This window comes from Myceligenerans salitolerans (assembly GCF_017349295.1).
GTDB lineage: Bacteria > Actinomycetota > Actinomycetes > Actinomycetales > Cellulomonadaceae > Myceligenerans > Myceligenerans salitolerans.
Genome location: NZ_JAFMPK010000020.1, coordinates 47,967 through 73,350 on the forward strand (window position 1 = coordinate 47,967; position 25,384 = coordinate 73,350).

At 72.5% G+C, this 25,384-nt stretch carries 22 protein-coding genes; 10 read left to right on the forward strand and 12 right to left on the reverse strand.

The window, feature by feature from the left end:
- Positions 1-87: 87 nt before the first annotated feature.
- From J0911_RS03215 to amaB, 3 genes are read left to right on the forward strand one after another with little or no spacing between them, the layout of a single operon-like run.
- Complete coding sequence (locus J0911_RS03215) at positions 88-1,371, forward strand: NAD(P)/FAD-dependent oxidoreductase (protein ID WP_207274026.1); 1,284 nt, start codon at positions 88-90, stop codon at positions 1,369-1,371.
- A 36-nt stretch (positions 1,372-1,407) separates the two neighbouring features.
- On the forward strand, positions 1,408-2,862 hold the full coding sequence (gene hglS, locus J0911_RS03220) for a 2-oxoadipate dioxygenase/decarboxylase (RefSeq protein WP_207274027.1): 1,455 nt from the start codon (positions 1,408-1,410) through the stop codon (positions 2,860-2,862).
- The gene (gene amaB / locus J0911_RS03225) at positions 2,859-4,412 is read left to right on the forward strand and encodes an L-piperidine-6-carboxylate dehydrogenase (protein WP_207274028.1); all 1,554 of its coding nucleotides are present in this window, start codon (positions 2,859-2,861) and stop codon (positions 4,410-4,412) included. Before hglS ends, amaB begins: the two co-directional genes overlap by 4 nt.
- Before the next feature lie 139 nt (positions 4,413-4,551).
- Here amaB and J0911_RS03230 read toward each other — a convergent pair whose 3' ends face one another.
- From J0911_RS03230 to J0911_RS03245, 4 genes are read right to left on the reverse strand one after another with little or no spacing between them, the layout of a single operon-like run.
- Positions 4,552-4,926 (reverse strand): Fur family transcriptional regulator, encoded by a 375-nt coding sequence (locus J0911_RS03230; RefSeq protein WP_207274097.1) that lies wholly within the window; start codon positions 4,924-4,926, stop codon positions 4,552-4,554.
- 8 nt (positions 4,927-4,934) lie between these two features.
- Positions 4,935-5,849 carry a metal ABC transporter permease gene (locus J0911_RS03235; RefSeq protein WP_207274098.1) on the reverse strand — a complete coding sequence of 305 codons (915 nt, stop codon included), beginning with the start codon at positions 5,847-5,849 and terminating at the stop codon, positions 4,935-4,937.
- Between the two features lie 23 nt (positions 5,850-5,872).
- The gene (locus J0911_RS03240; protein ID WP_207274099.1) at positions 5,873-6,682 is read right to left on the reverse strand and encodes a metal ABC transporter ATP-binding protein; all 810 of its coding nucleotides are present in this window, start codon (positions 6,680-6,682) and stop codon (positions 5,873-5,875) included.
- Positions 6,679-7,659: a metal ABC transporter substrate-binding protein gene (locus J0911_RS03245; protein WP_207274029.1), complete on the reverse strand. Its 981-nt coding sequence runs from the start codon at positions 7,657-7,659 to the stop codon at positions 6,679-6,681. Before J0911_RS03245 ends, J0911_RS03240 begins: the two co-directional genes overlap by 4 nt.
- A gap of 159 nt (positions 7,660-7,818) precedes the next feature.
- Between J0911_RS03245 and J0911_RS03250 the strand changes: the two genes are divergently transcribed.
- The 5 genes from J0911_RS03250 to J0911_RS03270 all read left to right on the forward strand — a co-directional run bounded on the left by J0911_RS03250 (position 7,819) and on the right by J0911_RS03270 (position 13,528).
- The gene (locus J0911_RS03250; protein WP_207274030.1) at positions 7,819-9,225 is read left to right on the forward strand and encodes a glycine--tRNA ligase; all 1,407 of its coding nucleotides are present in this window, start codon (positions 7,819-7,821) and stop codon (positions 9,223-9,225) included.
- Positions 9,226-9,339: 114 nt separating this feature from the next.
- Complete coding sequence (locus J0911_RS03255) at positions 9,340-10,392, forward strand: FecCD family ABC transporter permease (protein ID WP_207274031.1); 1,053 nt, start codon at positions 9,340-9,342, stop codon at positions 10,390-10,392.
- 2 nt (positions 10,393-10,394) lie between these two features.
- Complete coding sequence (locus J0911_RS03260; RefSeq protein ID WP_207274032.1) at positions 10,395-11,465, forward strand: FecCD family ABC transporter permease; 1,071 nt, start codon at positions 10,395-10,397, stop codon at positions 11,463-11,465.
- Complete coding sequence (locus J0911_RS03265; protein ID WP_207274033.1) at positions 11,465-12,340, forward strand: ABC transporter ATP-binding protein; 876 nt, start codon at positions 11,465-11,467, stop codon at positions 12,338-12,340. Before J0911_RS03260 ends, J0911_RS03265 begins: the two co-directional genes overlap by 1 nt.
- A 147-nt stretch (positions 12,341-12,487) precedes the next feature.
- Positions 12,488-13,528 carry an iron-siderophore ABC transporter substrate-binding protein gene (locus J0911_RS03270; protein WP_207274034.1) on the forward strand — a complete coding sequence of 347 codons (1,041 nt, stop codon included), beginning with the start codon at positions 12,488-12,490 and terminating at the stop codon, positions 13,526-13,528.
- Between the two features lie 71 nt (positions 13,529-13,599).
- On the opposite strand, the gene J0911_RS03275 is transcribed toward J0911_RS03270, so the two are convergent.
- Entirely contained in the window at positions 13,600-14,235 is a 636-nt protein-coding gene (locus J0911_RS03275; RefSeq protein ID WP_207274035.1) for a hypothetical protein, read from the reverse strand.
- 135 nt (positions 14,236-14,370) lie between these two features.
- Between J0911_RS03275 and recO the strand changes: the two genes are divergently transcribed.
- Entirely contained in the window at positions 14,371-15,102 is a 732-nt protein-coding gene (gene recO, locus J0911_RS03280) for a DNA repair protein RecO (protein WP_207274036.1), read from the forward strand.
- On the forward strand, positions 15,099-15,905 hold the full coding sequence (locus J0911_RS03285) for an isoprenyl transferase (RefSeq protein ID WP_207274037.1): 807 nt from the start codon (positions 15,099-15,101) through the stop codon (positions 15,903-15,905). Before recO ends, J0911_RS03285 begins: the two co-directional genes overlap by 4 nt.
- 15 nt (positions 15,906-15,920) lie before the next feature.
- Here the strand turns inward: J0911_RS03285 and J0911_RS03290 are convergent, their stop codons facing one another.
- From J0911_RS03290 to J0911_RS03320, 7 genes are all read right to left on the reverse strand, one after another.
- Positions 15,921-16,499: a nucleotidyltransferase family protein gene (locus J0911_RS03290; RefSeq protein WP_207274038.1), complete on the reverse strand. Its 579-nt coding sequence runs from the start codon at positions 16,497-16,499 to the stop codon at positions 15,921-15,923.
- Between the two features lie 52 nt (positions 16,500-16,551).
- Complete coding sequence (locus J0911_RS03295; RefSeq protein WP_207274039.1) at positions 16,552-17,049, reverse strand: nucleoside deaminase; 498 nt, start codon at positions 17,047-17,049, stop codon at positions 16,552-16,554.
- A 9-nt stretch (positions 17,050-17,058) separates the two neighbouring features.
- Entirely contained in the window at positions 17,059-17,910 is an 852-nt protein-coding gene (locus J0911_RS20975) for a ribosomal protein L7/L12 (protein WP_207274040.1), read from the reverse strand.
- Positions 17,911-18,072: 162 nt separating this feature from the next.
- Positions 18,073-19,923, reverse strand: coding sequence for a 2-isopropylmalate synthase (gene leuA, locus J0911_RS03305; protein ID WP_207274041.1), 1,851 nt, complete (start codon positions 19,921-19,923; stop codon positions 18,073-18,075).
- A 278-nt stretch (positions 19,924-20,201) separates the two neighbouring features.
- Positions 20,202-21,419, reverse strand: a complete 1,218-nt coding sequence (locus J0911_RS03310; RefSeq protein ID WP_207274042.1) for a pyridoxal phosphate-dependent aminotransferase — start codon at positions 21,417-21,419, stop codon at positions 20,202-20,204.
- A gap of 17 nt (positions 21,420-21,436) precedes the next feature.
- Positions 21,437-23,560: a DUF7937 domain-containing protein gene (locus J0911_RS03315; protein ID WP_207274043.1), complete on the reverse strand. Its 2,124-nt coding sequence runs from the start codon at positions 23,558-23,560 to the stop codon at positions 21,437-21,439.
- Positions 23,561-23,772: 212 nt separating this feature from the next.
- Positions 23,773-25,380: an alpha/beta hydrolase family protein gene (locus J0911_RS03320; RefSeq protein WP_207274044.1), complete on the reverse strand. Its 1,608-nt coding sequence runs from the start codon at positions 25,378-25,380 to the stop codon at positions 23,773-23,775.
- Between the last annotated feature and the right edge of the window lie 4 nt (positions 25,381-25,384).

Below are 25,384 nucleotides of genomic sequence, written 5' to 3' on the forward strand. Positions count from 1 at the left end.
TGCGTGACGGGGCCCGGCGCGCTCCCTGCGGAGCCGTTTCCGCTCCGTGATCTGCCGGAACGGCGCCCCGCTGGCACAATCTGGCCCATGCCGATCCCCTCCGTCCGGCGGAGCAGGCAGGGCGCCCTCCCCAGAACGGCCGACGTCGTCGTCGCCGGTGGCGGCGCCGTCGGGGCCGCCGTCGCCTACCAGCTGGCCGATGCCGGTGCGAGCGTGCTGCTCGCCGAGGCGTTCACCCTGCCCGACGGCGCCGACCCGGTGCACTTCTCCGCCGCGGCGCAGCGGGCCGCCCCGCCCGCGCCGATCACGAGGCGGGACGACGGCGGGCACGCCCCGGCCGCCGGCCGCTCGATCGAGGCTCTCGACCTGCGCAGCGCCGAACTCTATGCGAGCCTCCCGGCGCGGTCCGGAGCCGGCGTCGGGTACGGAGCGTCGACGCGGGCCAGCCTCCACCTGCTGCCCGACGACGACACCGTCGCCGCCTACACGAACGCCGTCGCACGGCAGGCTCGGCGCGGCCTCGACAGCATGATGATCCGCGCCCAGGACGCCGCGACGCTCAACCCCTATGTCGCCGCCTGGCAGTACGCGGGAGCGGCCCTCATCGCCCCTGAGCGGTGGCACGCGCCCGGCGCGGCCGCGGCCGACCTCCTGGCCGCCGCGTCAGACCGGGGCGCGGTGCTGCGCGAGCACTGCATGGTTCAGGGCATCGAACGGTCCGGCGGAACCGTCTCCGCCGCCTGGACCGAACACGGGAAGGTCCGTACCGGCGCGGTCGTGCTCTGCGCCGGGTCGCACTCGGCACGGCTCGCCGCCTCGGACCTCTCGTCCGGGCCCGCTCCCGTGGACACCGGGCCGGCCGGCACGCCCACGCCGGCCCCGGCCGACGACCTCGGGGACCGCGAGCGCCTGCGGCTTCCGCTCGTCGCCCGGCGGCGGGCGCTCGGCTTCACCCTGCCGCTCGTGCCGCGGCCCGGCCAGGTCCCGGCCACACTCGACGTCGGCTCCACGTTCTGGTTCGCGAACGCCGAGCCGGACCGCGTCATGCTCGGTGTCGAGCGGCCCGACCGGCCCCTGGAGGCGGGTCACGAACCCCGGCTCGTGCCCTTGCTGCGCCGGGCGGCGGCACACTGCGCCCCCGCTCTGGGCGAGGCCCCGCTGGCTCCGGGCTGGCTCGGCACGCGGACCGAGACACCCGACGGTCTCCCCCTCCTCGGCGCACACGGCTCCGGGCTGCTGTACGCCACCGGTTTCGACGGTGCCGCCGCGCGGGTGGCGCCCGCCGTCGGCGAGGTCGTGCGCGACTTCTTGGAACAGCACGAACCGGACATCGACGTGAGCCCCCTCGGCGTGGAAAGATTCTGGCGATAGCACGATGCGCCACAAGCGCTGAGGGAAGGATGGGGCATGTCTCAGGAGAAATTCCTTGAGCCCTGGCAGTTGCGGGCGGCGTTCGCCCGCTCCCTGTCAGACATGTACGGGAAGGAGGTCCCCGCCTACACCGCGCTCCTGGAGGTCAGCCACGAGGTCAACGCCGACTTCGTCGCCGCGTACGGCGCCGACGCCGAGCGGCTCGGCTCGATCGACCGTGTGACGGCGGAGCGGCACGGCGCGATCCGGGTCGGGACGCCCACCGAGATCGCGCAGGTGGCACGGATCTTCGGAGCCATGGGAATGCGCCCGGTCGGCTTCTACGACCTGCGCGACGCCTCGTCGTCGTCCGTCCCGGTGATCTCCACCGCGTTCCGTCCGATCGACCGCGACGAACTGGCCCGCAACCCCTTCCGCGTCTTCACCTCGATGCTCGTGCCGGGCGACCGCCGGTTCTTCACCCGGGACCAGGAGCGCCGCCTCGACGAGTTCCTGGGCGCCCGGCGTCTCTTCGGACCCGAGCTGCTGCGGCTCGCCGACCGCGCGGAGACGGAAGGCGGGCTTCCCGCCGCCGACGCCACCGAGTTCCTGCGCCTGGCGACCGAAGCCTTCGAGCTGTCCCGCGAGCCCGTGGACCAGGCGTGGTACCGCGAGCTGGAGGCCGTCTCCGCGGTCGCCGCCGACATCGGCGGCGTCACCTCCACCCACGTCAACCACCTCACCCCGCGCGTGCTCGACATCGACGACCTGTACGCCCGGATGACCGCCCGCGGCATCACGATGATCCCCGCGATCCAGGGGCCGCCCCGCTGGGAGGGCCCGGACGTGCTGCTGCGGCAGACGTCGTTCCGCGCGCTCGCCGAGCCGCGCACGTTCCGCACGCCGGACGGCCAGGTGGTCGAGGACTCGCTGCGCGTGCGGTTCGGGGAGGTCGAGGCGCGCGGCATCGCGCTGACCCGCGAGGGTCGCGCCGCGTACGACACCGCCGTCGCCCAGCTCGACGAACGCGCCGCCGGTGTCACCGAGGCCGAGCGACAGGCGATCGGCCGCGAGATCTGGCAGCGGACGTTCCCCGACACCGAGGCGGCCCTCGCCGACCAGGGACTCGGCTACCTCACCTACGAGCTGTCCGACGAGCACGGGGACGGCGGCGGTGCCGGGCACCACGGCAGCTCCGAGGGCCCCGGCACGCTCGCCGGGACCCGGGCACCCCGCGTTGTCCGTGCGCCCGTCGTCTACGAGGACTTCCTGCCCCGCTCCGCCGCCGGCATCTTCCAGTCCAACCTCACCGAGGAGGGCGCGAAGGACGCCGGCCAGACCGGTGCCAAGCGTGACGACGACTGGATGGCCGGCGCCCTGGACCGCGAACTGCACGACCCGTTCGAACTCTATGCTCGACAGGTCGAGCGGTCGCGTCGTGCCACCGCCGAGACCCTCGGTGTCGATCCCGAGACCCTGACCCCTGCCACGAACCCCGGAGGACAGTCATGACCGCCACCACCCCGGCGCAGTCCCTCTCGCCCCTCAGCACCGAGCTGCGCGCAGCCGCACTGGCCGCGCTCGAACGCCTCGGCGCGAACGTCCCCGACGTCGGCGAGGAGGCCGGCATCCCGGTGCGTTCGCCCCTGTCCGGCGAGCGGATCGTCACGGTACGTCGCGACGGCGCCGAGGAGACACGCGCCGCCGTCACCCAGGCCGCCGACGCCTTCACCACCTGGCGTTCCGTGCCGGCCCCCGCGCGCGGGCACGTCATCAAGCGGTTCGGCGAGCTGCTCGCCGAGCACAAGGCCGATCTGGCCGAGCTCGTGACGATCGAGGCGGGCAAGATCACCAGCGAGGCCCTGGGCGAGGTCCAGGAGATGATCGACATCTGCGACTACGCCCTCGGGCTGTCGCGGTCGATCGGCGGGCGCACCGTGCCGTCGGAGCGGCCCGGACACCGCCTGATGGAGACCTGGCACCCGCTCGGCGTCGTGGGTGTGATCAGCGCGTTCAACTTCCCGGTCGCCGTGTGGTCGTGGAACACCGCGGTCGCGCTCGTCTGCGGCGACACCGTGGTGTGGAAGCCGAGCGAGAAGACGCTGCTGTCGGCGGTCGGGTCGGCCGCACTGCTGGACCGGGCGCTGGTCGAGGCCGGCTACCCGTCCGAGGTGTCGCGGCTGGTGCTCGGGGAACTGGAGGCGGGCGAAGCGCTGGTTGCCGACGAGCGGGTCGCGCTGCTGTCGGCCACGGGGTCCGAGCGGATGGGCGCCGCCGTGGCTCCCGTCGTCGCCGGCCGAATGGGCCGCTACCTGCTGGAGCTCGGCGGGAACAACGCCGCCGTCGTGACGCCGTCGGCCGACCTGGACCTGACCACGCGCGGCGTCGTCTTCTCGGCGGCGGGCACGGCGGGCCAGCGCTGCACCACGCTGCGCCGCCTCGTCGTGCACTCCTCCATCGTGGACGACGTCGTCGCCCGGCTGGTCCGCGCCTACGAGGGCCTGCCGATCGGCGACCCGCGTGCGGACGGCACCCTGGTGGGCCCGCTGATCGACGCGGCGTCGGCCGAACGGATGGCCGAGGCCCTCACCGAGGCGCGGGCGGACGGCGGTGAGGTGCTCGTCGGTGGCGGCCGCGTGACGGTCGACGGCGCTCCGGGAGCCACCTACGTGGCGCCGGCGATCGTGCGGATGCCCGGCCAGACCGCCGTCGTGCGGCGGGAGACGTTCGCCCCGGTGCTGTACGTGATGACGTACGAGACCTTCGACGAGGCGATCGCCCTGCACAACGGCGTGCCGCAGGGCCTGTCCAGCTCGATCTTCACGCTGGACGCCCGTGAGGCGGAGCGGTTCCTGTCGGAGGCCGGGTCGGACTGCGGCATCGCGAACGTCAACATCGGGACGTCCGGCGCGGAGATCGGCGGGGCGTTCGGCGGCGAGAAGTCCACGGGCGGCGGGCGCGAGTCGGGCTCGGACGCGTGGAAGCAGTACATGCGCCGCGCGACGAACACGATCAACTACTCGGACGAGCTGCCGCTGGCCCAGGGCGTCAACTTCGGCTGATCCCTGCGGCCGGGCGGGCGAGCGGTCGGTCCGATGTCGAGCGGTCGGCTGGATGTCAGTGCGGTCGGTCCCTCAGGGGGCCGACCGCACTGACATCGGACCGACCGCTTCTGCCAGAACCGGCGGACCCGCCCTTCGGTCAGCCGCGGCAGTCCGCGCACGTCCCCCACAGCTCGATCGTGTGGTCGATGTCGGTGAAGTCGTGCGCGGCCCCGACCTTGGCGGCCCATGCCTCGACCGTCGGCCCGTCGATCTCGACGGTGCGGCGGCACGACCGGCACACCAGGTGGTGGTGGTGCTCCACGCGCTCGCAACGGCGGTACAGCACCTCGCCGTCGGCGTTGCGCAGCTGGTCCACCTCCTGCGCGTCGGCGAACGTCTGCAGCGTCCGGTACACCGTGGCGAGGCCCACCGAGTCTCCCCGGGCGCGCAGCACCTCGTGCAGCTGCTGCGCGGAGCGGAACTCGTCCTGCTGGTCGAGCGCCTCGGCGACGGCGGCCCGCTGCCTGGTCATACGAGTCGTCACGTACACACCTCCTGGTCGGTTCGCGCTCGTGCCCCCGGCGGCAGCTCGACGTCGTCGGGCAGGTCGGGGTGAGGGTCCGTGGCGGGACCGCGCCGGGCGACGAGCGGACGCACGGCGGCAGCCACAGCGTAGACCGCGATCGCGAGCACCACGATCGTCGCACCGGGTGACACGTCCTGGAAGTAGGTGATAGTCAGGCCGGTCACACAGACCACGACGCCGACCACGCTCGCCGTGCCCATCGTCCTGGCGAACGAGTGCGTGAGCTGCTGCGCGACGGCGACCGGAACGATCATCAGCGCGCTGACGAGGAGCAGGCCGACCACCCGCATCGCGACCGTCACGGTGAGCGCCGAGACGACGGCGACCATCGCGTTGAGCAGCCACACGGGCAGACCCGAGGCCACGGCGAACTCCTCGTCGTGGCTCACGGAGAACAGCGCGGCACGCAGCCCGATCCCGACCAGGAGGATCACGGCGGACAGCACGACGGTGAGCGCCAGGTCGGTGCCCGACACGGTCGAGATGGAGCCGAACAGGTACTGCATGAGATTCCCGTTCGATCCCCCGGCGAGCCCGATCAGAAGCACGCCGCCCGCGATACCGCCGTAGAACATGATGGCGAGCGCGAGGTCACCGGAGGTACGTCCCCGCCGTCGTACCAGTTCGATCGCGAGGGCGCCGGCGACGGCGGCGACCACCGCCCCGGGGACCGCGAACGCTTCGGGGGCGACGCCGAGCGCCGCACCGATGAGCCAGCCGAGGGCGACGCCGGTGAGGGCGATGTGCCCGATGCCGTCACCCAGCAGGGACAGCCGGCGCTGGACCAGATAGGTGCCGACGACGGGTGCGCCGGCGCCGACGAGGAGCGCGGCGAGCAGCGCGCGCTGCATGAACGGGTCGGTCAGCATCCAGCCGAGCTCGCTGAGCAGGTTCACGACACCACCTCCTCGGTACTTCCGTTGACGGGGTTCTGGGTGAGCGGCGCGGGACGGCGGGCTTCGTCGTCGTGCGGGTGCAGGTGACGGTGAGCGGCCGCGTCGTGATCGGCGCGTGGGCGCGGTGGGGCGCCGTCGTGCACGACCAGGCCGTGCCGGAGGACGACCGCGCGGGACACGATCTCGTCGAGCTCGCCGAGTTCGTGCAGGACGACGAGCACGGTGACGCCGCGCTCGACCAGGCGTCGCACGCTCGCGGCGAAAGCCTCCTGACTGGGGTGGTCGACGCCGGCCACGGGCTCGTCGAGAACAAGCACGTCGGGGTCGCGTACCAGGGCGCGGGCGATGAGCACGCGCTGCTGCTGCCCGCCGGAGAGCACGTGCATCGCCGACTCGGTACGGTCCGCGAGACCGACCTGGTCCAGCGCGTCGCGCACGCGGGTGCGCCAGCCGCGCGGCAGCCACCAGCGGCGGCCGCTCAGGAGGCCTGATGCGACGACCTCGGCCGCAGTCGACGGGACGCCCGTCCGTGCACCGGCCCGCTGGGGCACGTAGCCGACGCGCTCCCACGGCACACGATCGGTGCCGAGCCTCGCGCCCAGCACCCGGACGGTGCCCTGCGACGGTGCGGCGACACCGACGAGCGCCTTGACGAGGGTCGACTTGCCCGAGCCGTTGGCACCGAGCAGCGTGACGGCCTCTCCGGCCCGCACGGTCAGGTCGACCCCGCGCAGGATGTGGCTGGCGCCGGCATGCACGTGCAGGCGCTCGACCTCGATGACGTGTTCGGCGGTGGTACGGCTCACTCGCACACGAGCCCTTCTTCGAGAGCGGCCAGGTTCTCGCGCATGACGCTCAGGTAGTCCGCCCCGGCGGCGGTGGCATCGTCGCTCAGGCCCTCCAGCGGGTCGAGCGTCGCGGTCTCCAGGCCCAGATCGGCCGCCAGCGTCTCGGCGACCTTCGGGCTGACGAGGGTCTCCGAGTAGATGGTGGTGACGCCGGCATCGCGGGCGATGTCGCCGACCTCGCGCAGACGTGCGGGGGACGGCTCCGTCTCCGGGTCGAACGACGCGAGCCCGACCTGGTGCAGCGAGTAGCGCTCGGCCAGGTAGCCGAAGGCGGCGTGGCTGGTCACGAACGTCGCGCCCTCACAGGTGGCGAGCCCGTCGGCGAACTCCTGGTCCAGCTCATCCATCTCCCGGCCGAGCCGCAGCGCGCCGGCGGCGTACTCGTCCGCGTGCTCGGGGTCGACGACGGCGAGCTCGTCCGCGACGGCCTGGCCGAGCGCGGCCATGCGGCTGGGGTCGAGCCAGAAGTGCGGGTCGGTCGAGCCGTGGTCGTGCCCGTCCTCCTCGTGGGTCTCCTCCTCGTGCTCGTCGTGGGTCTCCTCCTCGTGCTCGTCGTGCGCGCCCTCCTCGGTGGCACCGAGGTCCGCGAACACGGCGGCGTCGACGACGTGTTCCGGTGCCCGGGTCTCGACGCCGTCGTCCACCGCGGGCTGCATGCCCGACAGGTACACGACCAGATCGGCGTCGCCGATCCGGCGCGCCTGCGCCGGAGCGAGCTCCAGGTCATGGGGCTCGGCCGAGGGCGGCGTGAGGTTGTCCACCGTCACCAGCTCACCTCCGACCTGTTCGGCGACGTACTGAAGCGGGTAGAAGGAGGCGAGCACGGTGACGCCGTCCGAACCGGGGTCCCCCGGGCCACCCGCGGCGGAGCATCCGGCGACGAGGAGAGACGTCGCCGCGAGGGCGGCGGGCACGGCGAGGAGTCGGCGATTCATGAGAACGATTCTCACGCTTGGTGAGAACGGAAGTCAAACTCCCTCGGCCACGGGATCTCGCCTGTGGAATACCCGGGGGTCGCAGGCCCGTGGCGGGTAGGCTGGAGCCCGTCATCCAGCCGCTCCGCGGCGACCAATTCCACCTGGAGAGATACCCCCGTGTCCGACAAGTCATCGCGCTCCGCGCAGACCGCCAAGCTCGACGCCGTCGTCTCGCTCGCCAAGAAGCGAGGTTTCGTCTTCCAGTCGGCGGAGATCTACGGCGGAACGCGGTCGGCGTGGGACTACGGCCCGCTGGGCGTCGAACTCAAGGAGAACATCAAGCGCCAGTGGTGGCGCGCGATGGTGACGAGCCGGAGCGACGTCGTGGGCCTGGACTCGGCGGTCATCCTGCCGCGTCCCGTGTGGGTGGCCTCCGGCCACGTGGGCGCGTTCAACGACCCGCTGACGGAGTGCCTGAACTGCCACAAGCGGTTCCGCGAGGACCACATGGTCGAGGAGTTCGAGGAGAAGAAGGGCCGCGCCCCGGAGGGCGGCCTCGCCGAGATCGCCTGCCCCAGCTGCGGCACCCGCGGCCGGTGGACCGAGCCCCGTGACTTCAACATGATGCTCAAGACGTACCTCGGCCCGGTCGAGGACGAGTCCGGCCTCCACTACCTGCGGCCCGAGACGGCGCAGGGCATCTTCGTGAACTTCGCGAACGTGGCCCAGTCCGCCCGGATGAAGCCCCCGTTCGGCATCGGCCAGATCGGCAAGTCGTTCCGCAACGAGATCACGCCGGGCAACTTCATCTTCCGCACCCGCGAGTTCGAACAGATGGAGATGGAGTTCTTCGTCACCCCGGGCGAGGACGAGACCTGGCACCAGTACTGGATCGACTACCGCACGGACTGGTACACGGACCTGGGCATCTCACGCGAGAACCTGCGCCACTACGAGCACCCCAAGGACAAGCTGTCCCACTACTCGACACGCACCGTCGACATCGAGTACCGGTTCGGCTTCTCGGGCAGCGAGTGGGGCGAGCTCGAGGGCGTCGCGAACCGCACGGACTTCGACCTGAAGACACATGCGGAGCACTCGGGCAAGGACCTGCAGTACCGCGACCCGGCGACCAACGAGAGGTACTACCCGTACGTCATCGAGCCGGCCGCCGGCCTGACCCGGTCGCTCATGGCGTTCCTCATCGAGGCGTACGACGAGGACGAGGCGCCGAACACCAAGGGGGGCGTGGACAAGCGCACGGTCCTGCGGCTCGACCCGCGCCTGGCCCCCGTGAAGGTGGCGGTGCTGCCCCTCTCCAAGTCCGCGGAGCTGCTGCCCACGGCGGAGAAGATCGCCGACGAGCTGCGCAGGTACTGGAACATCGACTACGACGTGACCCAGGCGATCGGCAAGCGCTACCGCCGCCAGGACGAGATCGGTACCCCGCTGGCCGTCACCGTCGACTTCGACACGCTGGAGGACCAGGCGGTCACGGTGCGGCACCGCGACTCCATGGAGCAGGAGCGCATCGGAATCGACCAGCTCGTCACCTACCTGGCGGGCCACCTGCCGGGGGTCTGAGCGACCACCGAGGTCCCGTCACGAGCACCGAGAGCCACCGCCCACGCCGGGCCACCGCCCTCGGCGCCATGACGGGTGGTCGAGCACACCCTTCCGGTGTGCAAGACTTAGGCAATGCTTACCTCACCTGCGGTGGCTCCAGCCCGTGAGGTGACCCGCACCCCTGATCGAGCGCGCCGCAGGACGCTGGTCCTGCTCGGCCTGGTCGCCGCCCTCGGCGGGACCATCCTGGCCAGCCTCGCCCTCGGAGTCCGCGACATCGATCCCGCGGTCGTGTGGGACGCCCTCACCGGCTGGGCCACCGGCATGCCGCTTCCCGACGACCAGGACCACCGTGTCGTCGTCGAGCAGCGCCTGCCGCGCACCGTCGTCGGCATCACGGCCGGAGCGGCCCTCGCGCTCGCCGGGACACTCGTCCAGGGCGTCACGCGCAACCCCATCGCCGATCCGGGCCTCCTGGGCCTGAACGCCGGCGCCAGCCTCGCGATCGTCCTGTCCAGCGTGGTTCTCGGCGTGAGCTCGCCGCTGGGCTTCATCTGGTTCGCCTTCGCCGGCGCGGCCGGCGCGGCGCTGCTCGTCTTCTCGATCGGCGCCGGCCGTCCCGTGCGGCTCGCCCTCGTGGGCGCCACCGTGACGGCCCTCCTCACGCCGCTCATCACCATCACCCTGATCCAGAGCTCCACCGCGTTCAATCTCTACCGGACGTGGGCGGTCGGATCGCTTGCCGGGGTGCGCTCGGCGGCGCTGGCCGACCTGTGGCCGTTCCTCGTCGTCGGCGCCGTCCTCGCCGCCGCGATGGCGCACCGCATGAACATGCTCGCACTCGGCGACGACGTCGCCACCGCGCTCGGCCAGCGGGTCGGCACCACACGGGTGGTCTCCGGGGTCGCGATCGTCATGCTGTCCGGCACGGCCACCGCACTCGTCGGCCCGATCGCACTGATCGGGCTCGCCGTCCCGCACGCCGCACGGCGCCTCGTGGGTACCGACTACCGCTGGATCACCGCCGTGGCTTTCCTCCTCGGCCCCGTCGTCCTCCTGGTCGCCGACGTGACCGGTCGCGTCGTGCTGCCGCACTCCGAGCTGGAGGCAGGCGTCGTCGCGGCGGCGATCGGCGCCCCCGTTCTCATCGCCGTCGCACGTAGCCGCTCCCTGGCAGGGGTGTGATCATGGCCTCCTCTCCGAGCATCACGACCACCGTCCCTCGGGCCGCAGGCCTCAGGGACGCCATCGGACACCTGCGCACCGCACGACGACGTCGGCTCGGGATGGTCCTCGCCACGTGCGCCGTGGCACTCGCCGCGCTCGGGACACTCGGCCTGATGCTCGGGGACTCCACGATCGCACCCGGGACCGCACTGCTCGCCGCGTTCGGTGCGGGTGATGCCGGCGACCTGTTCATCATCCAGAAGCTGCGCCTGCCGCGCGTCGTCGCGGCGGTCCTGGTCGGGGCCATGTTCGGGCTGGCCGGCGCGTTGTTCCAGTCGACGCTGCGCAATCCGCTCGCCTCCCCCGACATCCTCGGCATCGCCGCGGGGGCCAGCCTGGGCGCCGTGACCGGCCTGCTGACGTTCGGTCTCGCGGGGATCGCCGTGGCGGTGTCCGCGTTCGGCGGCGGGCTCGCGGTCGCCCTGGCCATCTGGTTCCTCGCCTGGCGCCGGGGGCTGCACTCGATCCGGTTCGTCCTGGTGGGCGTCGGGTTCGCGTACCTGTGCCAGGCGTTCATGACCTGGTTGCTCGCCCGGGCGGAGGAGCGCGAGGCCGCCTCCGCGCTGTTGTGGACCGTCGGGTCCGTGGCCGACGTCCGCGGCGAGGATCTGGGCGTTCTCGCCGTCGGCGCCCTCGTGCTCACGATCGGTGTCGCGGTCGTGGCCCGCACCCAGGGCCCGCTCGCCCTGGGCGACGACAACGCCCGGGCCCTCGGCGTCCACGTCGACGCCGCGCGGGTGACCACGCTCCTGCTCGCCGTCGGGCTCGTAGCACTGGCCACGTCGTTCGCCGGACCGGTCGCGTTCGTGGCGCTCGTCGCACCCGCGATCGCCCGCCGCCTCCTGTCCGACGGCAGTCCGGCGTTGACGGCCTCCACCGCGGTCGGGGCCCTGCTGGTCCTGGCCGCCGACCTGATCGGCAACCACCAGGTCTTCGGCGTGGCCGCACCCGTCGGCATCGTCACCGGACTGGTCGGCGCCCCGTACCTGTTGTGGCTGCTGGCCACGAACGAGAGAAAGGAGCGCCGGTGATGGCGCGCTCCGAGAGCACCGAGCTCCGCACGACGGTCACCGACGAGCGGGTGCCCGCTGCCGACCGGGCACCCGCCGCCGGTCCCACGCTTCGCGCCGAGGGCGTCGCGCTCGGCTACGAAGGCCGCACCGTGATCGACGGCCTCGACCTGACCCTCCCGGCCGGGAGGATCACCGCGATCGTCGGGCCCAACGCCTGCGGGAAGTCCACGCTGCTGCGCGGCATGGCGCGTCTGCACCCGCTGTCCGGCGGAAAGCTGCTGCTCGGCGACCGTGACGTGTCGACCATGTCGCGACGGGAGCTCGCCCGCGCGGTCGGGATGCTGCCGCAGTCGTCGATCGCGCCCGACGGCGTTCGCGTCGCCGAACTCGTCGCGCGCGGCCGGTACCCGCACCAGGGGTGGTTCGGGCGCCACTCGTCCGACGACGACGCGGTGGTCGCCTCCGCGCTCGCCGCCACCGGCGTGGCCGACCTGGCCGACCGCCCCGTCCAGGACCTGTCCGGCGGGCAGCGCCAACGCGTGTGGATCGCGATGGTGCTGGCGCAGCAGACCGACGTCGTGCTGCTGGACGAGCCGACGACGTTCCTCGACGTCCGCCACCAGCTCGACCTGCTCGACCTGCTCACGTCGTTGAACCGGGAGCGCGGGACGACGGTCGCCATGGTGCTGCACGAACTCAACCTCGCGGCTCGCTACGCCGACCACCTCGTGGTCATGAACACGGGGCGGATCGTCGCCGAGGGCGACCCGGGCGAGGTGCTCACGAGCGACGTCGTCCGTGGCGCGTTCGACCTGGAGTCGGACGTCGTCCCGGATCCCGTCTCGGGCACCCCGATGGTCGTGCCCCGCGGCCGCTTCCACACGGCGCGCTGACCCGAGCGGCACCCGCAGCGGTGCGACGGACGCCACACCCCGCACGGAATTTCGTGATGCGGACGTGACGTAATGCGGTCATAGATGAGGTTAGGCTCGCCTCACATGAGCCTGGCGTCGCCGGGCCCCGGACACCAAGGAGGACCCGTGCGAGTTCGCCGCACCCTCACCGCAGCGACCGGCTTGCTGGCCGCGTCCGCCCTCGCACTCGCCGGCTGCGCGTCGTCGACCCCCGAGGACGACGCCGCGCCGGCGGCCGAGGAGACCGCCGACCAGTTCCCGATCACGATCGAGCACGCGCTCGGTACCACGACGATCGAGGAGGCGCCCACGCGCGTCGCCACCTGGGGATGGGGCTCCACCGAGGCCGCGATCGCGTCCGGTGTCTTCCCGGTCGCGGTCGCCGAGCAGGTCTGGACCGTCGGGGAGGACGCGTTGCTCCCGTGGGTCGAGAACGCGTACGAGGAGGCGGGTGAGGAGCTGCCCGTCATCCTCGACGACTCGGCCGCCGGCGAGGAGGTGCCGTACGAGCAGTTCGCCGAGGTGGCCCCGGACCTGATCGTCGCCACCTACTCCGGGCTCACCGAGGAGCAGTACGCGCTGCTCGAGGAGATCGCGCCGGTGGTCGCCTACCCCGATGCCCCGTGGACCACGCCCTGGGACGACAACATCACGCTCACCGCCGAGGCTCTCGGCCGGAGCGAGGCCGGGGCTCAGGTCCTCACCGAGTTCGAGGACTACACCGCCGGGATCGCGGCCGAGCACCCCGAGTTCGAGGGCAAGACCATCGCGGCGATCGTCGACGACCCGCAGAACGGCCAGATCTTCGTCTACAACTCCGCCGACCCCCGCGCCGGGTTCCTCGAGAAGCTCGGCTTCACCACTGCCCCGGCCGTCGACGAGCTCGACCCGACGGGCGGCGAGGACTTCTTCTACACCCTGTCCTACGAGGAGCTCGACAAGCTCGAGTCCGACGTCGTCGTGGCCTACACCTACACCGAGGAGCAGGCCGAGGCGCTCCCCGACAGCAAGGAGCTCAGCGCCCTGCCCGCGCTCGAGGACGGCATGGTGGCGCAGGTCGTCGGGACGGTGAACGTGTCGTCCGTGTCACCGCCCACCGCGCTGTCCTACGACTGGCCCGAGGGCGTCCCGGCGCTGGCCGAGGACCTGGGCGAGCTGCTGGGCTGACCTGACGACGGCGCGAGGGGCGGGGTCCGCGGCGGACCTCGCCCCTCGCGTCTTCCCGGCGTGTGCCGTTCTCAGCGCTCGACGAAGCGTGTGCCGTCCGGCGTGAGCTCCGGCTCCCAGACCACGCGGTGGATGACCCAGCGCTCCAGGGCGCCGCGCACCGCCATCGCGACCGCTCCCCACACCGCGAAGAGGACCAGCGCGGTGAGCCAGTTGCTGCCGAACGTGCCGAACCCGATCGCGGCCAGCAGCGGAAGCGCCAGGCCCACCCCGAGGAACACCGGGAAGATGTGCACCCCGACCCACTGCAGTGCGGACAGCGGATCGAACCGCCGCTCGGCGATGACGCCGCGGTAGTCGAGCACCTGGACCACGTGGTCCGCACGCCACTTGGGCACGTGCCGGGCCACCGTCCACTGCGCGTCCCGGGCCTCCAGGTGCTCGCTCTGCGTGGGCAGCCAGATGCCGAGCATCTGGTGCACCTCCGCAGGCGTCATGTACCCGCGGTCGAGAATCGTGAGCGAGTGCCACGGCGGCTGCTTCATGTAGGCCGGACCGGGGATCGCGAGCGAGACCAGGAACAGCACGGACCCGCCGACGCCGAGCAGCCAGGTCAGGGCATCGGGAACCCAGGCGATGATCAGGAAGGTCAGGCTGACGGCGCCCGCGCCCAGCAGGGCGCAGAGGATGCGGTTCTTGGTGGTCATGGTGCTTCGATCCTACCGAAATCGGTCACGCCGAGACGAAAATCACGCGAGACCGTTCGTGCGGCCGAGCAGAAGAGGCCGCGACCGGCCACGGGTCCGTCGCTCGCTGTCAGCCACACCTGGGACACTGGTCCCGTGCCCCTGTACCGAGACGACGCGATCGTGCTGCGCACCCAGAAGCTGGGCGAGGCGGACCGGATCGTCACGTTCCTGACCCGGGAGCGCGGCAAGGTACGCGCCGTCGGGCGGGGCGTGCGCCGGACGTCGTCGCGGTTCGGGGCGAGACTCGAGCCGTTCATGGCCGTGGACGTGCAGTTCCATACGGGCCGCACGCTCGACACGGTCACACAGGTGGAGACCGTCGGCGCCTACGCGCGGCGGATCTGCGAGGACTACGAGCTGTACACGGCCGGCACCGCGATGCTGGAGGCGGCCGACAGGCTGGTCGACCAGGAGCACGAGCCGGCGCTGCAGCAGTACTGGCTGCTGGCGGGCGGGCTCAGGGCGCTCGCCGAGCGCCAGCACGCGGCCGGGCTGGTACTGGACTCCTACCTGCTGCGAGCCCTGGCCGTGGGCGGCTGGGCGCTGTCCGCGGTCGACTGCGCGCGGTGCGGCGAGAGCGGGCCCCACACCGCGTTCAACGTGGCCCAGGGCGGCGCGGTGTGCCCGCGCTGCCGTCCGCCGGGGTCGCCGTCGCCCGCACCCCAGACGTTCGCGCTGCTGGCCGCGCTGCTGTCGGGCGACTGGGACACCGCCGAGGCCTCCACGACGCGGCACCGCAACGAGGCGAGCGGCCTCGTGGCCGCCTACGGCCAGTACTACCTGGAGAGGACACTGAGATCGTTGAGGATGGTCGAGCGCTCATGACCGACGTGCAGTCGAGCCCGCGGGGCTCGTACGCGGAGCCCTACCCGCATCCGTCGGGAGCGCGGGCACCGCAGATCCCGCGGCAGTTCCTGCCCCGGCACGTGGCCGTGGTGATGGACGGGAACGGCCGCTGGGCGAACGCGCGCGGGCTGCCGCGCACGGAGGGGCACAAGGCGGGCGAGAGGTCGCTGCTCGACGTCGTGGCCGGTGCCGTCGAACTCGGTGTCGAGCACGTCTCGGCGTACGCGTTCTCGACGGAGAACTGGAAGCGCTCACCGGACGAGGTCGCCTTCATCATGCGGTTCACCAAGGAGGTGATGGAGCGCCAGCTGGAGACGATGGCGTCGTGGGGCGTGCGGATCCGCTGGTCAGGACGGCGGCCCCGGCTCTGGAACTCGGTCATCAAGGTGCTGGAGCGGTGCGAGGAGGCGACGCGCGACAACGACCGCTGCACCCTGACCATGTGCATGAACTACGGCGGGCGCGCCGAGCTGGCCGACGCCGCGGCCGCGATCGCGCGCGAGGTGGCGGCGGGACGGCTGGACCCCCGCAGGATCACGGAGAAGACGGTGCAGCGGCACCTGTACGTGCCCGACGCGCCCGACGTCGACCTGTTCCTGCGATCCGGCGGCGAACAGCGGACCAGCAACTTCATGATCTGGCAGGCGGCCTACGCCGAGATGGTCTACCTGCCGGAGGCCTGGCCGGACGTCGACCGCCTGCACCTGTGGCGCGCCGTCGAGGAGTTCGCGCGGCGCGATCGACGCTACGGCGGAGCGATCGACGCGGTGAAGCCCGCGTAACGCCGCCCGGCGCTCCTAGCGGCCGCGGTCCCGCCGGTCCACGTCCTGCCCACCGCCCAGGTCGGTGCAGTCGACGACGGTGGCGGCGTGCGCGCGGAGGTAGTCGGCCGCGCCCTTGTCACCCGTGACCGCGGCGGCGATGGCCTCCCAGTGCCGCCGCCCGACCACGACGGGGTGTCCGGGCCGGCCGTCGTGCACCGCGCGACGCAGGGTACCGGCGCCCAGGACGCCGCCGTCGGGTCCGAGCATGCGCCGGACCGCCGCCGACGGCAGGTCCGGGAGGTCGACGAGCGTGATCACGGCGACGTCGGCACTGGTCCCGGCGGCGGCCGCGAGGCCGGCCCGGAGCGAGGCGGACGCGCCGTCGACCCAGTCGGGCACGACGGCGGTACCGGCCCAGCCCGGCACGAGGGGCCCGGCCTCGTCCGCTCCCGCGCCGAGCGTCACGACGACGTCCTGACATCCGCCGTCGAGCAGCGTGCGGCAGGCGATCTCGACCCAGGGCGTCCCGTCCTCGGCCCGCGCGAGCGCCTTCGGACCGCCGAACCGGGACCCTGCCCCGGCGGCCAGCACGATTCCCACGGCACGCACCATGCGGCCACGCTACTGCGTCGCCGCCGACGATCTCGTGGGTCCTTCGCGGGTCTCAGTACGGCGTGCGGTGGTCGGCCGCCCGCCAGGCCGCGAACGGGTCCCCCGCCGTCGCGATCCGGCGGGCGATCACCGGACTCGGCCACGTGTCGCGCTCGCGGCCGAGCAGGTCGTAGAACTCCCGGTCGTCGAACCCGGCACCGGCGGCGTCGTCCCGGTCGGCGGCGAACACGACGCGGTCGACGCGGGCCCAGAGGGCGGCCGTCAGGCAGAGGGGACACGGCTCGCAGGACGAGTACAGCACCGTCCCGGCCAACGAGAACGATGTCAGCACCCGGCAGGCGGCGCGGATCGCCACCACCTCGGCGTGCGCGGTCGGGTCGAGATCCCGGGTCACGCGGTTGACTCCGGTGGCGATCTCCGCGCCTTCGCGGACCACCACCGCGCCGAACGGCCCGCCGCCGTCCCTGACGTTCTCGGTGGCGAGCGTGACGGCGCGGGCCAGCCTGCGGTCGTCGTCGGAGCCGGGTACGTCGATGGCGTCGTCGTGCATGAACCGACGCTACCTGCCCACGACCTCCACGGTGGCACCCGCCCGTTCGAGCGCGGTGCGGTAGCGGTCGGCCTCGGCGGCGGTGACGCGTTCCACGACGGTGGCGGGGATCGTGCGGAACAGCGAGCGCGCGTCGTCCATCCCGAGGGCCGTGACCCGGCGCAGCGCGCTGATGAGCTCCATCGCGTCGCGCTCGAGCGTCGCGTCCACACCGACGAGCCGAACGGTGAAGGGCCCGTCGACCGAGAAGGCAGGGTCCGCGGCGGCCCGCCGCGGCACCAGCACGTCGATCATCAGGTAGGCGACGAAGACCAGCACCGCCCAGCCCGCCACGGCGCTGACCGGGCCGATGACGGGCATCAGCTCCAGCCCTGCGGCCGCCGTGACGACCACCGGTGCGCTGAGCACGGGAGCGGCGTGCAGGAGCAGCCGGTGCGCGACGGCGCGCGGATCCAGCTCCCGCACGGCGCGGATGCCCCGCACCGCGAGATGTGCCACGGCCTGCTCGGCCCGGACGCGGGTGAGTCCGTATGCCACGATCCATCCCTCCGCCTCGACGCGCCGACCGGGACGGGGCACGCCGGGTGGACGCCGCCGCTCGGCGCCGTCGAGGGGTTCGAGTCCGAGGATCGTGCGCACCCTCCCCCGGGACGAGCCACCGGTGTCGAGGACGCGCACCACGGAGTCCCTGGGGTCGGCGACGTCGTGGGCGGGGTGCCGTACCGCGAGGACCAGCAGGACGGCCGCCACCGCCCACAGGACAGCGTCGAACCACCCGGCGAGCGCCTCCCGCGCCTCGACCGAGGCCGTGTAGATCAGCGCACCCACCAGGAACAAGGCGACCCGTGTGCCGTGCTTCACAGGTGGCAGTGTGCCAGAGATCGCAGGGCCCTCCTGACGAGATTCGGACCATTTCACCCGGGAGAAACAGAGTGCTTGCACGCACCCGGGAGGACAACGCTGTCAGCCGCCCGCGGCGGACCGGGCGGGTGGCGCGTGACCGCGCCGCCCGCCCGGCAGCCGTCAACCTTCCGCGCGCTCCGCGCGGTTGACCGCCGAGACGATCGCCTTCAGGGACGCCGTCGTGATGGACGGGTCGATGCCCACGCCCCACAGCACGTCGTCGCCCACCTGGCACTCGACGTAGGCGGCCGCCGTCGCGTCACCGCCCTCGGACAGGGCGTGCTCGGTGTAGTCGAGCACACTGACCTCGACCCCGACGTGCGAGATCGCGTCGACGAACGCGTCGATCGGGCCGTTGCCGGACCCGGTCAGGGTCTGCTTCTCCCCGCGGTCGACGACCTCGACCTCCATCGTGGCCGGCCCGCCCTCGGCGGACGTCACCCGGGTGTGCTCCAGCTTCAGGCGGCCCCACGGCCGCAGGCCCGACTCGACGGCACCGGCGGAGCCTTCCTCGATCGGCAGGTACTCGTCGGTGAAGATGCGCCAGATGTCGTCACCGCTGACCTCGTGACCGCTCGTGTCGGTGACTCGCTGCACGGCGCCGGAGAACTCGATCTGGAGGCGGCGGGGCAGGTCCAGGCCGTGGTCGTGCTTGAGCAGGTAGGCGACCCCGCCCTTGCCCGACTGGCTGTTCACCCGGATCACGGCCTCGTAGGACCGGCCCACGTCACGCGGGTCGATCGGCAGGTAGGGCACGCCCCACGGCAGCTCGTCGACGGTGACCCCGGCGGCCTCCGCCTGCCCGGCCATGTGCTCGAAGCCCTTCTTGATCGCATCCTGGTGCGAACCGGAGAACGCCGTGAACACCAGGTCCCCCACGTAGGGCGTGCGCTCGGGCACGGGGAGCTGGTTGCAGTGCTCGACGGTGCGCCTGATGGCGTCGATGCCTCCACCGACAGTGAAGTCGATCTGCGGGTCGATGCCCTGCGCGAACAGGTTCATGCCGAGCGTGACCAGGTCCACGTTGCCGGTGCGCTCACCGTTGCCGAACAGGCAGCCCTCGATACGGTCCGCGCCCGCCAGGTAGCCGAGCTCGGCGGCCGCGACGGCGGTGCCGCGGTCGTTGTGCGGGTGCAGCGACACGATGACGTTCTCGCGGTGGTTCAGGTGCCGGCACATCCACTCGATCGAGTCGGCGTACACGTTGGGCGTGGCCATCTCGACGGTGGCGGGCAGGTTGATGATGACCTTGCGCTCCGGGGCGGGCTCGAAGACCTCGAGCACCTCGTTGCAGATGCGGACCGCGAACTCCAGCTCGGTGCCGGTGTACGACTCCGGCGAGTACTCGTAGTAGATCCGCGTCTCCGGCAGCGTCTCCTCGAGCTTGCGGCACAGCTTCGCGCCGTCCAGCGCGATGTCGACGATGCCGTCCTGGTCGGTGCGGAACACGACCTCGCGCTGCAGCACCGACGTCGAGTTGTACAGGTGGACGATCGCCTGCTTCGCACCGCGGATCGAGTCGTACGTGCGCTCGATCAGGTGGGCACGGGACTGCGTCAGGACCTGGATGACGACGTCGTCCGGGATCCGGTCCTCCTCGATGAGGCGGCGGACGAAGTCGTAGTCGGTCTGGCTGGCGGACGGGAAACCGACCTCGATCTCCTTGTATCCCATCTTCACGAGCAGGTCGAACATCCGCAGCTTCCGCTCGGCGTCCATCGGCTCGATGAGGGCCTGGTTGCCGTCCCTCAGGTCGACCGCGCACCAGCGCGGCGCCTGCTCGATGCGCTTGGTCGGCCAGGTCCGGTCGGGCAGGTCGACGGTGATCTGCTCGTGGAACGGCCGGTACTTGCTCACCCGCATGCCCGAGGGCTGCTGGGGGTTGTCCTCGACGAGTCCGCCGGCGGTGCCGTACACGGGGTCACCGTGCGTCGGCGCAGGGGCGGTCGTGCTCTCCGTGCTGGTGTTCATGACTTGCGCGTCCTCCGGGTAGAAGTGACCTTCTCTCAGCGACGGCCCGGGTCACGGGCCGCGGCCGGCATCACGAAGCCACCGCGGCGAGGAGTCCGGCCTCTTTATGGGGCCTCGCCGCGGCACCGAAGGAGGAGGCTCTTCGCCGGGTGCACGCTGTCACTGTACCTCCGCGTGTTGCCCCCACCACACCTGTCCAGCATGTGACGCGCGGTTGGCCACCGCCGACAACGCGCACGACGACGGTGTGACGGTCCCCGACAACCGCGCCGGACGCGTCAGACCCGCTTCGTCTCCAGGAAGTCCGCGATGCGCCCGATCGCGTCCTCCAGGACGTCCACCCGCGGCAGCATGACCAGGCGGAAGTGGTCCGTGACGGGCCAGTTGAAGCCGGTCCCGTGGGTCACCAGGATGTGCTTCTCGCGGAGCAGTTCGAGCACCAGCTTCTCGTCGTCCTCCACCGCGTAGACCTCGGGGTCCAGGCGGGGGAAGCAGTAGAGCGCGCCCTGCGGGGCGACCGTGCGTACCCCGGGGATCTCGTTGAGCAGGCGGACCGCCGTGTCGCGCTGTTCGAGCAGCCGGCCGCCGGGCAGGAGGAGCTCGTCCACGACGGCCGGGTCGCCGCCGAGCGCCGCGGGGATCGCGTACTGCGCCGGGACGTTGGCGCACATGCGCATGTTCGCCAGCAGGGTCAGTCCTTCGAGGAAGTCCGTGGCGAGCTGCCTCGGGCCGGTGACGGCCACCCAGCCGGAGCGGAAGCCGGCCACACGGTAGGCCTTGGACAGCCCCGAGAAGGTCAGGCACAGCACGTCGTCGCCCGCGAACGTGGCGGTGTGGTGGTGCGTCGCGCCGTCGAACAGGATCTTCTCGTAGATCTCGTCGCTCAGGAGCACCAGCCCGTGCCGCCGCGCGACGTCGGCCAGCGCCCGCACCGTCTCCGCCGGGTAGACGGCGCCGGTGGGGTTGTTCGGATTGATCACCACGAGCGCCTTGGTGCGCGGCGTGATCCTGGACTCGAGATCGGCCAGGTCCGGCGACCAGTCGGCGGACTCGTCGCACGCGTAGTGCACGGGCGTGCCGCCGGTGAGTGTCACCGCGCCGGTCCACAGGGGGTAGTCGGGCGCGGGGATCAGGACCTCGTCGCCGTCGTCCACGAGCGCCTGCAGCACGAGCGAGATCATCTCGGAGACCCCGCTGCCGATGAACACGTCGACGGGGCCGAGGTCCAGTCCGTGACTCGTGTAGTAGGCGGCCACGGCCTCGCGTGCGGGCAGGATGCCCCGTGAGTCGGAGTAGCCCTCGGCCTCGCGCAGGTGCTGGCGCAGCCCGTCGACCACCACGTCCGGCGCCTCGAACCCGAACGGCGCGGGGTTGCCGATGTTCAGCTTGAGGACCTTGTTGCCCTCGGCCTCGAGACGCTCGGCCTCGACCAGGATGGGCCCGCGCACGTCGTAACGGACGTCGCGGAGCTTGTTCGACTGTGTGATGGGGCGCACAGAAGGCATTCTCACACTCATCGGCGCGAACGGAGCGCCGCGTCCACGTCCGGATCGCCGAGCGCGCCCAGCCAGTCGAGCAGCGCCGGGTACGTGGCGGGGTTGCGTGCCACGTGAGGGCGCAGGTGAGGGGCCTCCTGCACGATGACCGCGAGGTCGGCGAGCGGGGTACGAGGATCGAGAGCGGCCTCCGGCGTCCAGCCGCTCCGGGGCTGCGCGGCCGGCTGTCCGCCCTGGCCCGGGTACGTTCCCCGCGAACCGGCCTGCACCGGCTGCATGACGGCGGTCTCGCGCGCGGCGTCCCGGTCGGCCACCCTCCGCATCTCGCGCGCGGTCGGCTCCTTCGCCACCTGCGACACCGACGGCTGCTCGCCCGACGTGACGCGGTGCTCCTGGCCGGCGTAGGTGCGCACCGCACCGGTCGAGGAGACCCGCTTGCGGGGGCGGTCCGGCGTCGCCGGACCGGGCTGGTCCGGGGCACCGGCCGGACCGCCGCCGGCCGAGGGCGCACCGGCGGGCGGGGCCGTCTCGATGCCACCGGAGGCGGGGCGCAGGATCGCGGTGACGTCCCGCGTCGGCTGGGGTTCGTCGCGCGGGTCCGTCACCGCGCCGCCCGAGGCACCGGCGTCCGGCACCGCCCCGGCGGGGGCACCGGTACCGGCCGGGGCGGGCTCGGCGGTGCCCTGGACGACGGGCGACGCACCGGACGGGGTGAGGACCTCCGTCTCGGGCGGTGCGCCGGCGGCGACGCGCGTCCCGCCCGTGGGGATCTGTTCCCGCTCCCGTGCGGGCTTCTCCGGCAGCGTCGCCGGCCGCGCCTCCGCCGCCGGGGCCCAGATCCAGGCCGGGCTGTGGTCGACGCTCCCGTCGCCGGCGATACCGGAGGTCTGGAAGTGCTCGCGGACCGCCTTGGGCACCATGAGCGCGGACGCGGCGATACCCGGCAGTCCGAGCGCCATGACGAGGTCCACGATCCGTACGCCGGCCCCGGCGCCGGAGGTCGCGACGACCACCACGAGGCCCAGCACGCCCGTGACACAGGCGGCGCCGACGGCGGGCACGTGCCCGGAGGACGTGTCTCGCTTCAGGGAACGCTGCCCGAACCAGGCGACCCCGGCGATCACGAGGCTGAGGATCAGCCGGAGCAGCGGTGCCACGTCGAACCCGTCGGCGACGAGGCTGACGAGCCCGCCACCCGCACTGCACAGCGACAGCAGCAGGAGTACCTGGAAGGCGCGGGTCGCGGCGCGCACCCACACGTCGACGGCGCCCGGGACGGGCGACGCGCCACGGGACTCCCACACCGGCGAACGCCGCACGGCCGGGGCGGCCGCCAGCGCGGCGAGGGCGGGCAGCAGGACGAGGCCGAACCGCTGACCGTGCGTGGACTCCACGCCGGGCAGGTCGCCACCGGCGGTGAACACCGCCAGGACGATCAGCACGACGCCGAGAGCGAGCAGGACCAGCCGTGCCGCGCGGTCCCGACGCCACGTCGCCACCACGAGGAGCAGGAGAAGACCACCGACCATGGCGAACCCGAGGGGGGCGCGCAGCATGGGGCCGAGCTCACGGTCCGTGACGTAGGTCTGGACGAGCGAGACCGTGGCACCGACGGCAACGAGACCTGCCGCGGCGGCGAACACGGCACGCCACCGGTCGTGGACCCGGCCGTCGAGCTCGGCCGGGCCGAGTTCGCTGTCGCGGGGCGTGGCCGCGAGGAACGCTCCCGCGAGGCTCAGACCGACCCCCGTGCCCACTCCCGACCCGTTCGCCAGGTCGAGACCGACGACCACCAGCGCGACGACAGCGGCCGGCACGTTGCCCCAGACGCGCCACCTGCGCGTCGACTGCACCGTCCACGACGCGGGCAGTGCGCCGAACCGTGCCAGGTACGGCAGAGCGAGCGTGGCGAGCGAGACCGTCGTGGCGAGCACGACCTCGACCCGGTCGGCACCGCGGTCCGCGGCGCTCCACGGCAGGGCGAGCGCGAGCAGGAGGACGAGCGCGGCGACGACGTCGCGCACGTAGTCCCCCGGCCGGTAGGTGGCGAAGGGAGAGGCGGCGTCCAGACCCGTCCGAGGGTCGTCGCCGGTTCCGGCGCTCCGGTGCTCCGCACGCTCTGGGGCGTGGATATCCGTCATTCACAACTCCTGAGGTGACGCCACGAGCCCGCCGGTGGCGGGCAGGCGGCATGAATGTCCGCCACCGTTTCTACCCGGTCAAGCCGGAACATGCCGTTGCGAATCGCGGCGACACACGTCACATCGTGGGATCTCCGCACCTCCCTCACATCCGCTCCGCCATCGGCGGCCACGGACGCCGGAGCCGCGACGGGGCCGGCCGGCCCGTCGACTCAGACGCCGAGCTGGTAGACGCCCCAGTGCGCCAGCACCAGGCCCAGGGCGACCGTGCCGGCCGCGACGGCCCAGAAGCCCACCGTGACGACCCGGGCACCGCGCCGGCGGCCGCCACCGGATCCGTCCGTGTCGGACACGCCGCCAGAGGCGACACGCCACCCCACGGCACGACAGCGCAGCAGCAGGACCGCCGCCGCCACCACCGCGGCGATGCCGAGCACCCGGACCACGACCCAGCCGCCCTGGACCACCAGGGCGTTCTGCTCGTAGTCCAGTGCCAGCCGGGCGACGGCCAGCAGGTAGGCCACGAGACCCACCGCGGTCGCGACGGCCGTACCGGCCATCACCCCCAGCGGTACGGCCATCCCGGGGGCGAGGCCGTGCCGGGTACGACCGGCCAGGCGGTTCGCCAGGAGGGCCGCACCGCCGCCGAGCAGCAGCGCGGCGGAACCGATCACGATGCCCAGCACGACGACGCCGTCGGCGTACCAGTGCGGCTCCGGCACGGGCGCCGCCAGGTAGAGCTGTCGCGGCGGAGCGCCCGCGATCCGCGGCGCGGCGGTCGCCGTCTCCGGCAGGCCCTGCACCCAGGCCGCCGCGTCGCGTGCGTAGCCGGCGTGCAGGTGCAGGTCGTCACCGTGGGGCACGATGTCGTCCCCGAGCGGCTCGTCCGACACGTTGATCCCGTGGTTCGCCCCGTCGTAGAACCGTACGGTGACCGGCGCCCCGCCGCCGGTGGCCGTGTCCGCCAGGACCTGCCGCACGCCCTGCTCCATCGGCATCGAGGGGTCCGTCGCGCCGTACGCCATGAGGAGGGGATCCGTCTGCCGGCCCAGCCACGGACGGACGTCGAAGTCCGCGTACTCGAACCCTCCGCCCGGCAGGCGCATGCCGACCGCCCGGGGGATCGCCCGGAACACACCCTGGGGTACCCCGGTGTTGCGCAGATAGCTGTCCATCGCGAACGCCGCCTGCTGCCGAGGCGGCACGACGGGCGCGGACACCCAGATCTGGAACGCCAGACGCGGGTCCTGCGCCATCATGACCGGTGCCACCCAGCAGCCCTCGGACTCCGCGTACAGTCCCACCCGGTCCGGGTCGACGCCGGGCACCTCCCGCAGGAACTCCACCGAGTGCTGGTAGTCACCCGCCATCCCGCCGTAGTCGCGGTGCCGCGTCGAGTAGTGGGCGAGGTACTTGTCGGGCACGAGAGTGACGATGCCCGCGCTCGCCAGGGCCGTGGCGGCCTCCGTGAACGCCTCGCTCGCCTTCCCCGTCCCGGCGCCGTGCACGAAGACGACGCCCGGCGCACTCTCGCGGCCGGGCTCCCGGCCCGCTCCGGTCACCGGCTCGCGCAACAACCCGTCGACCGACGCGCCGTCGTCCAGATCGATCGTCACGGCGGTCTCACGCACCTCGTAGCGCCCGGGCTCCGAGAACCCGTCGAGCCCTCCGGCTTCGCCCGCGCCGATCGTCGTGTCCGCCGAGGCGGGCCTGATGTGCTCGGTGACCGGGACAGGATTCCATCCCGGCCCGGCCAGAGCACCTGCCGCCGCCAGCCCGAGCAGGATCGCGGCACTGGTCACGGCTGTGCGGAAGAGCATCTTC

Excerpts from the sequence above, each read along its gene's own strand:
- J0911_RS03265 (WP_207274033.1), top strand. The coding sequence starts at position 11,465 with ATGGCGCGCTCCGAGAGCACCGAGCTCCGCACGACGGTCACCGACGAG.
- J0911_RS03230 (WP_207274097.1), bottom strand. The coding sequence starts at position 4,926 with ATGACCAGGCAGCGGGCCGCCGTCGCCGAGGCGCTCGACCAGCAGGAC.
- J0911_RS03235 (WP_207274098.1), bottom strand. The coding sequence starts at position 5,849 with ATGCTGACCGACCCGTTCATGCAGCGCGCGCTGCTCGCCGCGCTCCTC.
- J0911_RS03320 (WP_207274044.1), bottom strand. The coding sequence starts at position 25,380 with ATGCTCTTCCGCACAGCCGTGACCAGTGCCGCGATCCTGCTCGGGCTG.
- J0911_RS03295 (WP_207274039.1), bottom strand. The coding sequence starts at position 17,049 with ATGCACGACGACGCCATCGACGTACCCGGCTCCGACGACGACCGCAGG.
- leuA (WP_207274041.1), bottom strand. The coding sequence starts at position 19,923 with ATGAACACCAGCACGGAGAGCACGACCGCCCCTGCGCCGACGCACGGT.
- J0911_RS03285 (WP_207274037.1), top strand. The coding sequence starts at position 15,099 with ATGACCGACGTGCAGTCGAGCCCGCGGGGCTCGTACGCGGAGCCCTAC.
- J0911_RS03315 (WP_207274043.1), bottom strand. The coding sequence starts at position 23,560 with ATGACGGATATCCACGCCCCAGAGCGTGCGGAGCACCGGAGCGCCGGA.
- amaB (WP_207274028.1), top strand. The coding sequence starts at position 2,859 with ATGACCGCCACCACCCCGGCGCAGTCCCTCTCGCCCCTCAGCACCGAG.
- J0911_RS03275 (WP_207274035.1), bottom strand. The coding sequence starts at position 14,235 with ATGACCACCAAGAACCGCATCCTCTGCGCCCTGCTGGGCGCGGGCGCC.
- J0911_RS03260 (WP_207274032.1), top strand. The coding sequence starts at position 10,395 with ATGGCCTCCTCTCCGAGCATCACGACCACCGTCCCTCGGGCCGCAGGC.
- J0911_RS03215 (WP_207274026.1), top strand. The coding sequence starts at position 88 with ATGCCGATCCCCTCCGTCCGGCGGAGCAGGCAGGGCGCCCTCCCCAGA.
- J0911_RS03290 (WP_207274038.1), bottom strand. The coding sequence starts at position 16,499 with ATGGTGCGTGCCGTGGGAATCGTGCTGGCCGCCGGGGCAGGGTCCCGG.
- J0911_RS03255 (WP_207274031.1), top strand. The coding sequence starts at position 9,340 with ATGCTTACCTCACCTGCGGTGGCTCCAGCCCGTGAGGTGACCCGCACC.
- hglS (WP_207274027.1), top strand. The coding sequence starts at position 1,408 with ATGTCTCAGGAGAAATTCCTTGAGCCCTGGCAGTTGCGGGCGGCGTTC.
- J0911_RS03245 (WP_207274029.1), bottom strand. The coding sequence starts at position 7,659 with ATGAATCGCCGACTCCTCGCCGTGCCCGCCGCCCTCGCGGCGACGTCT.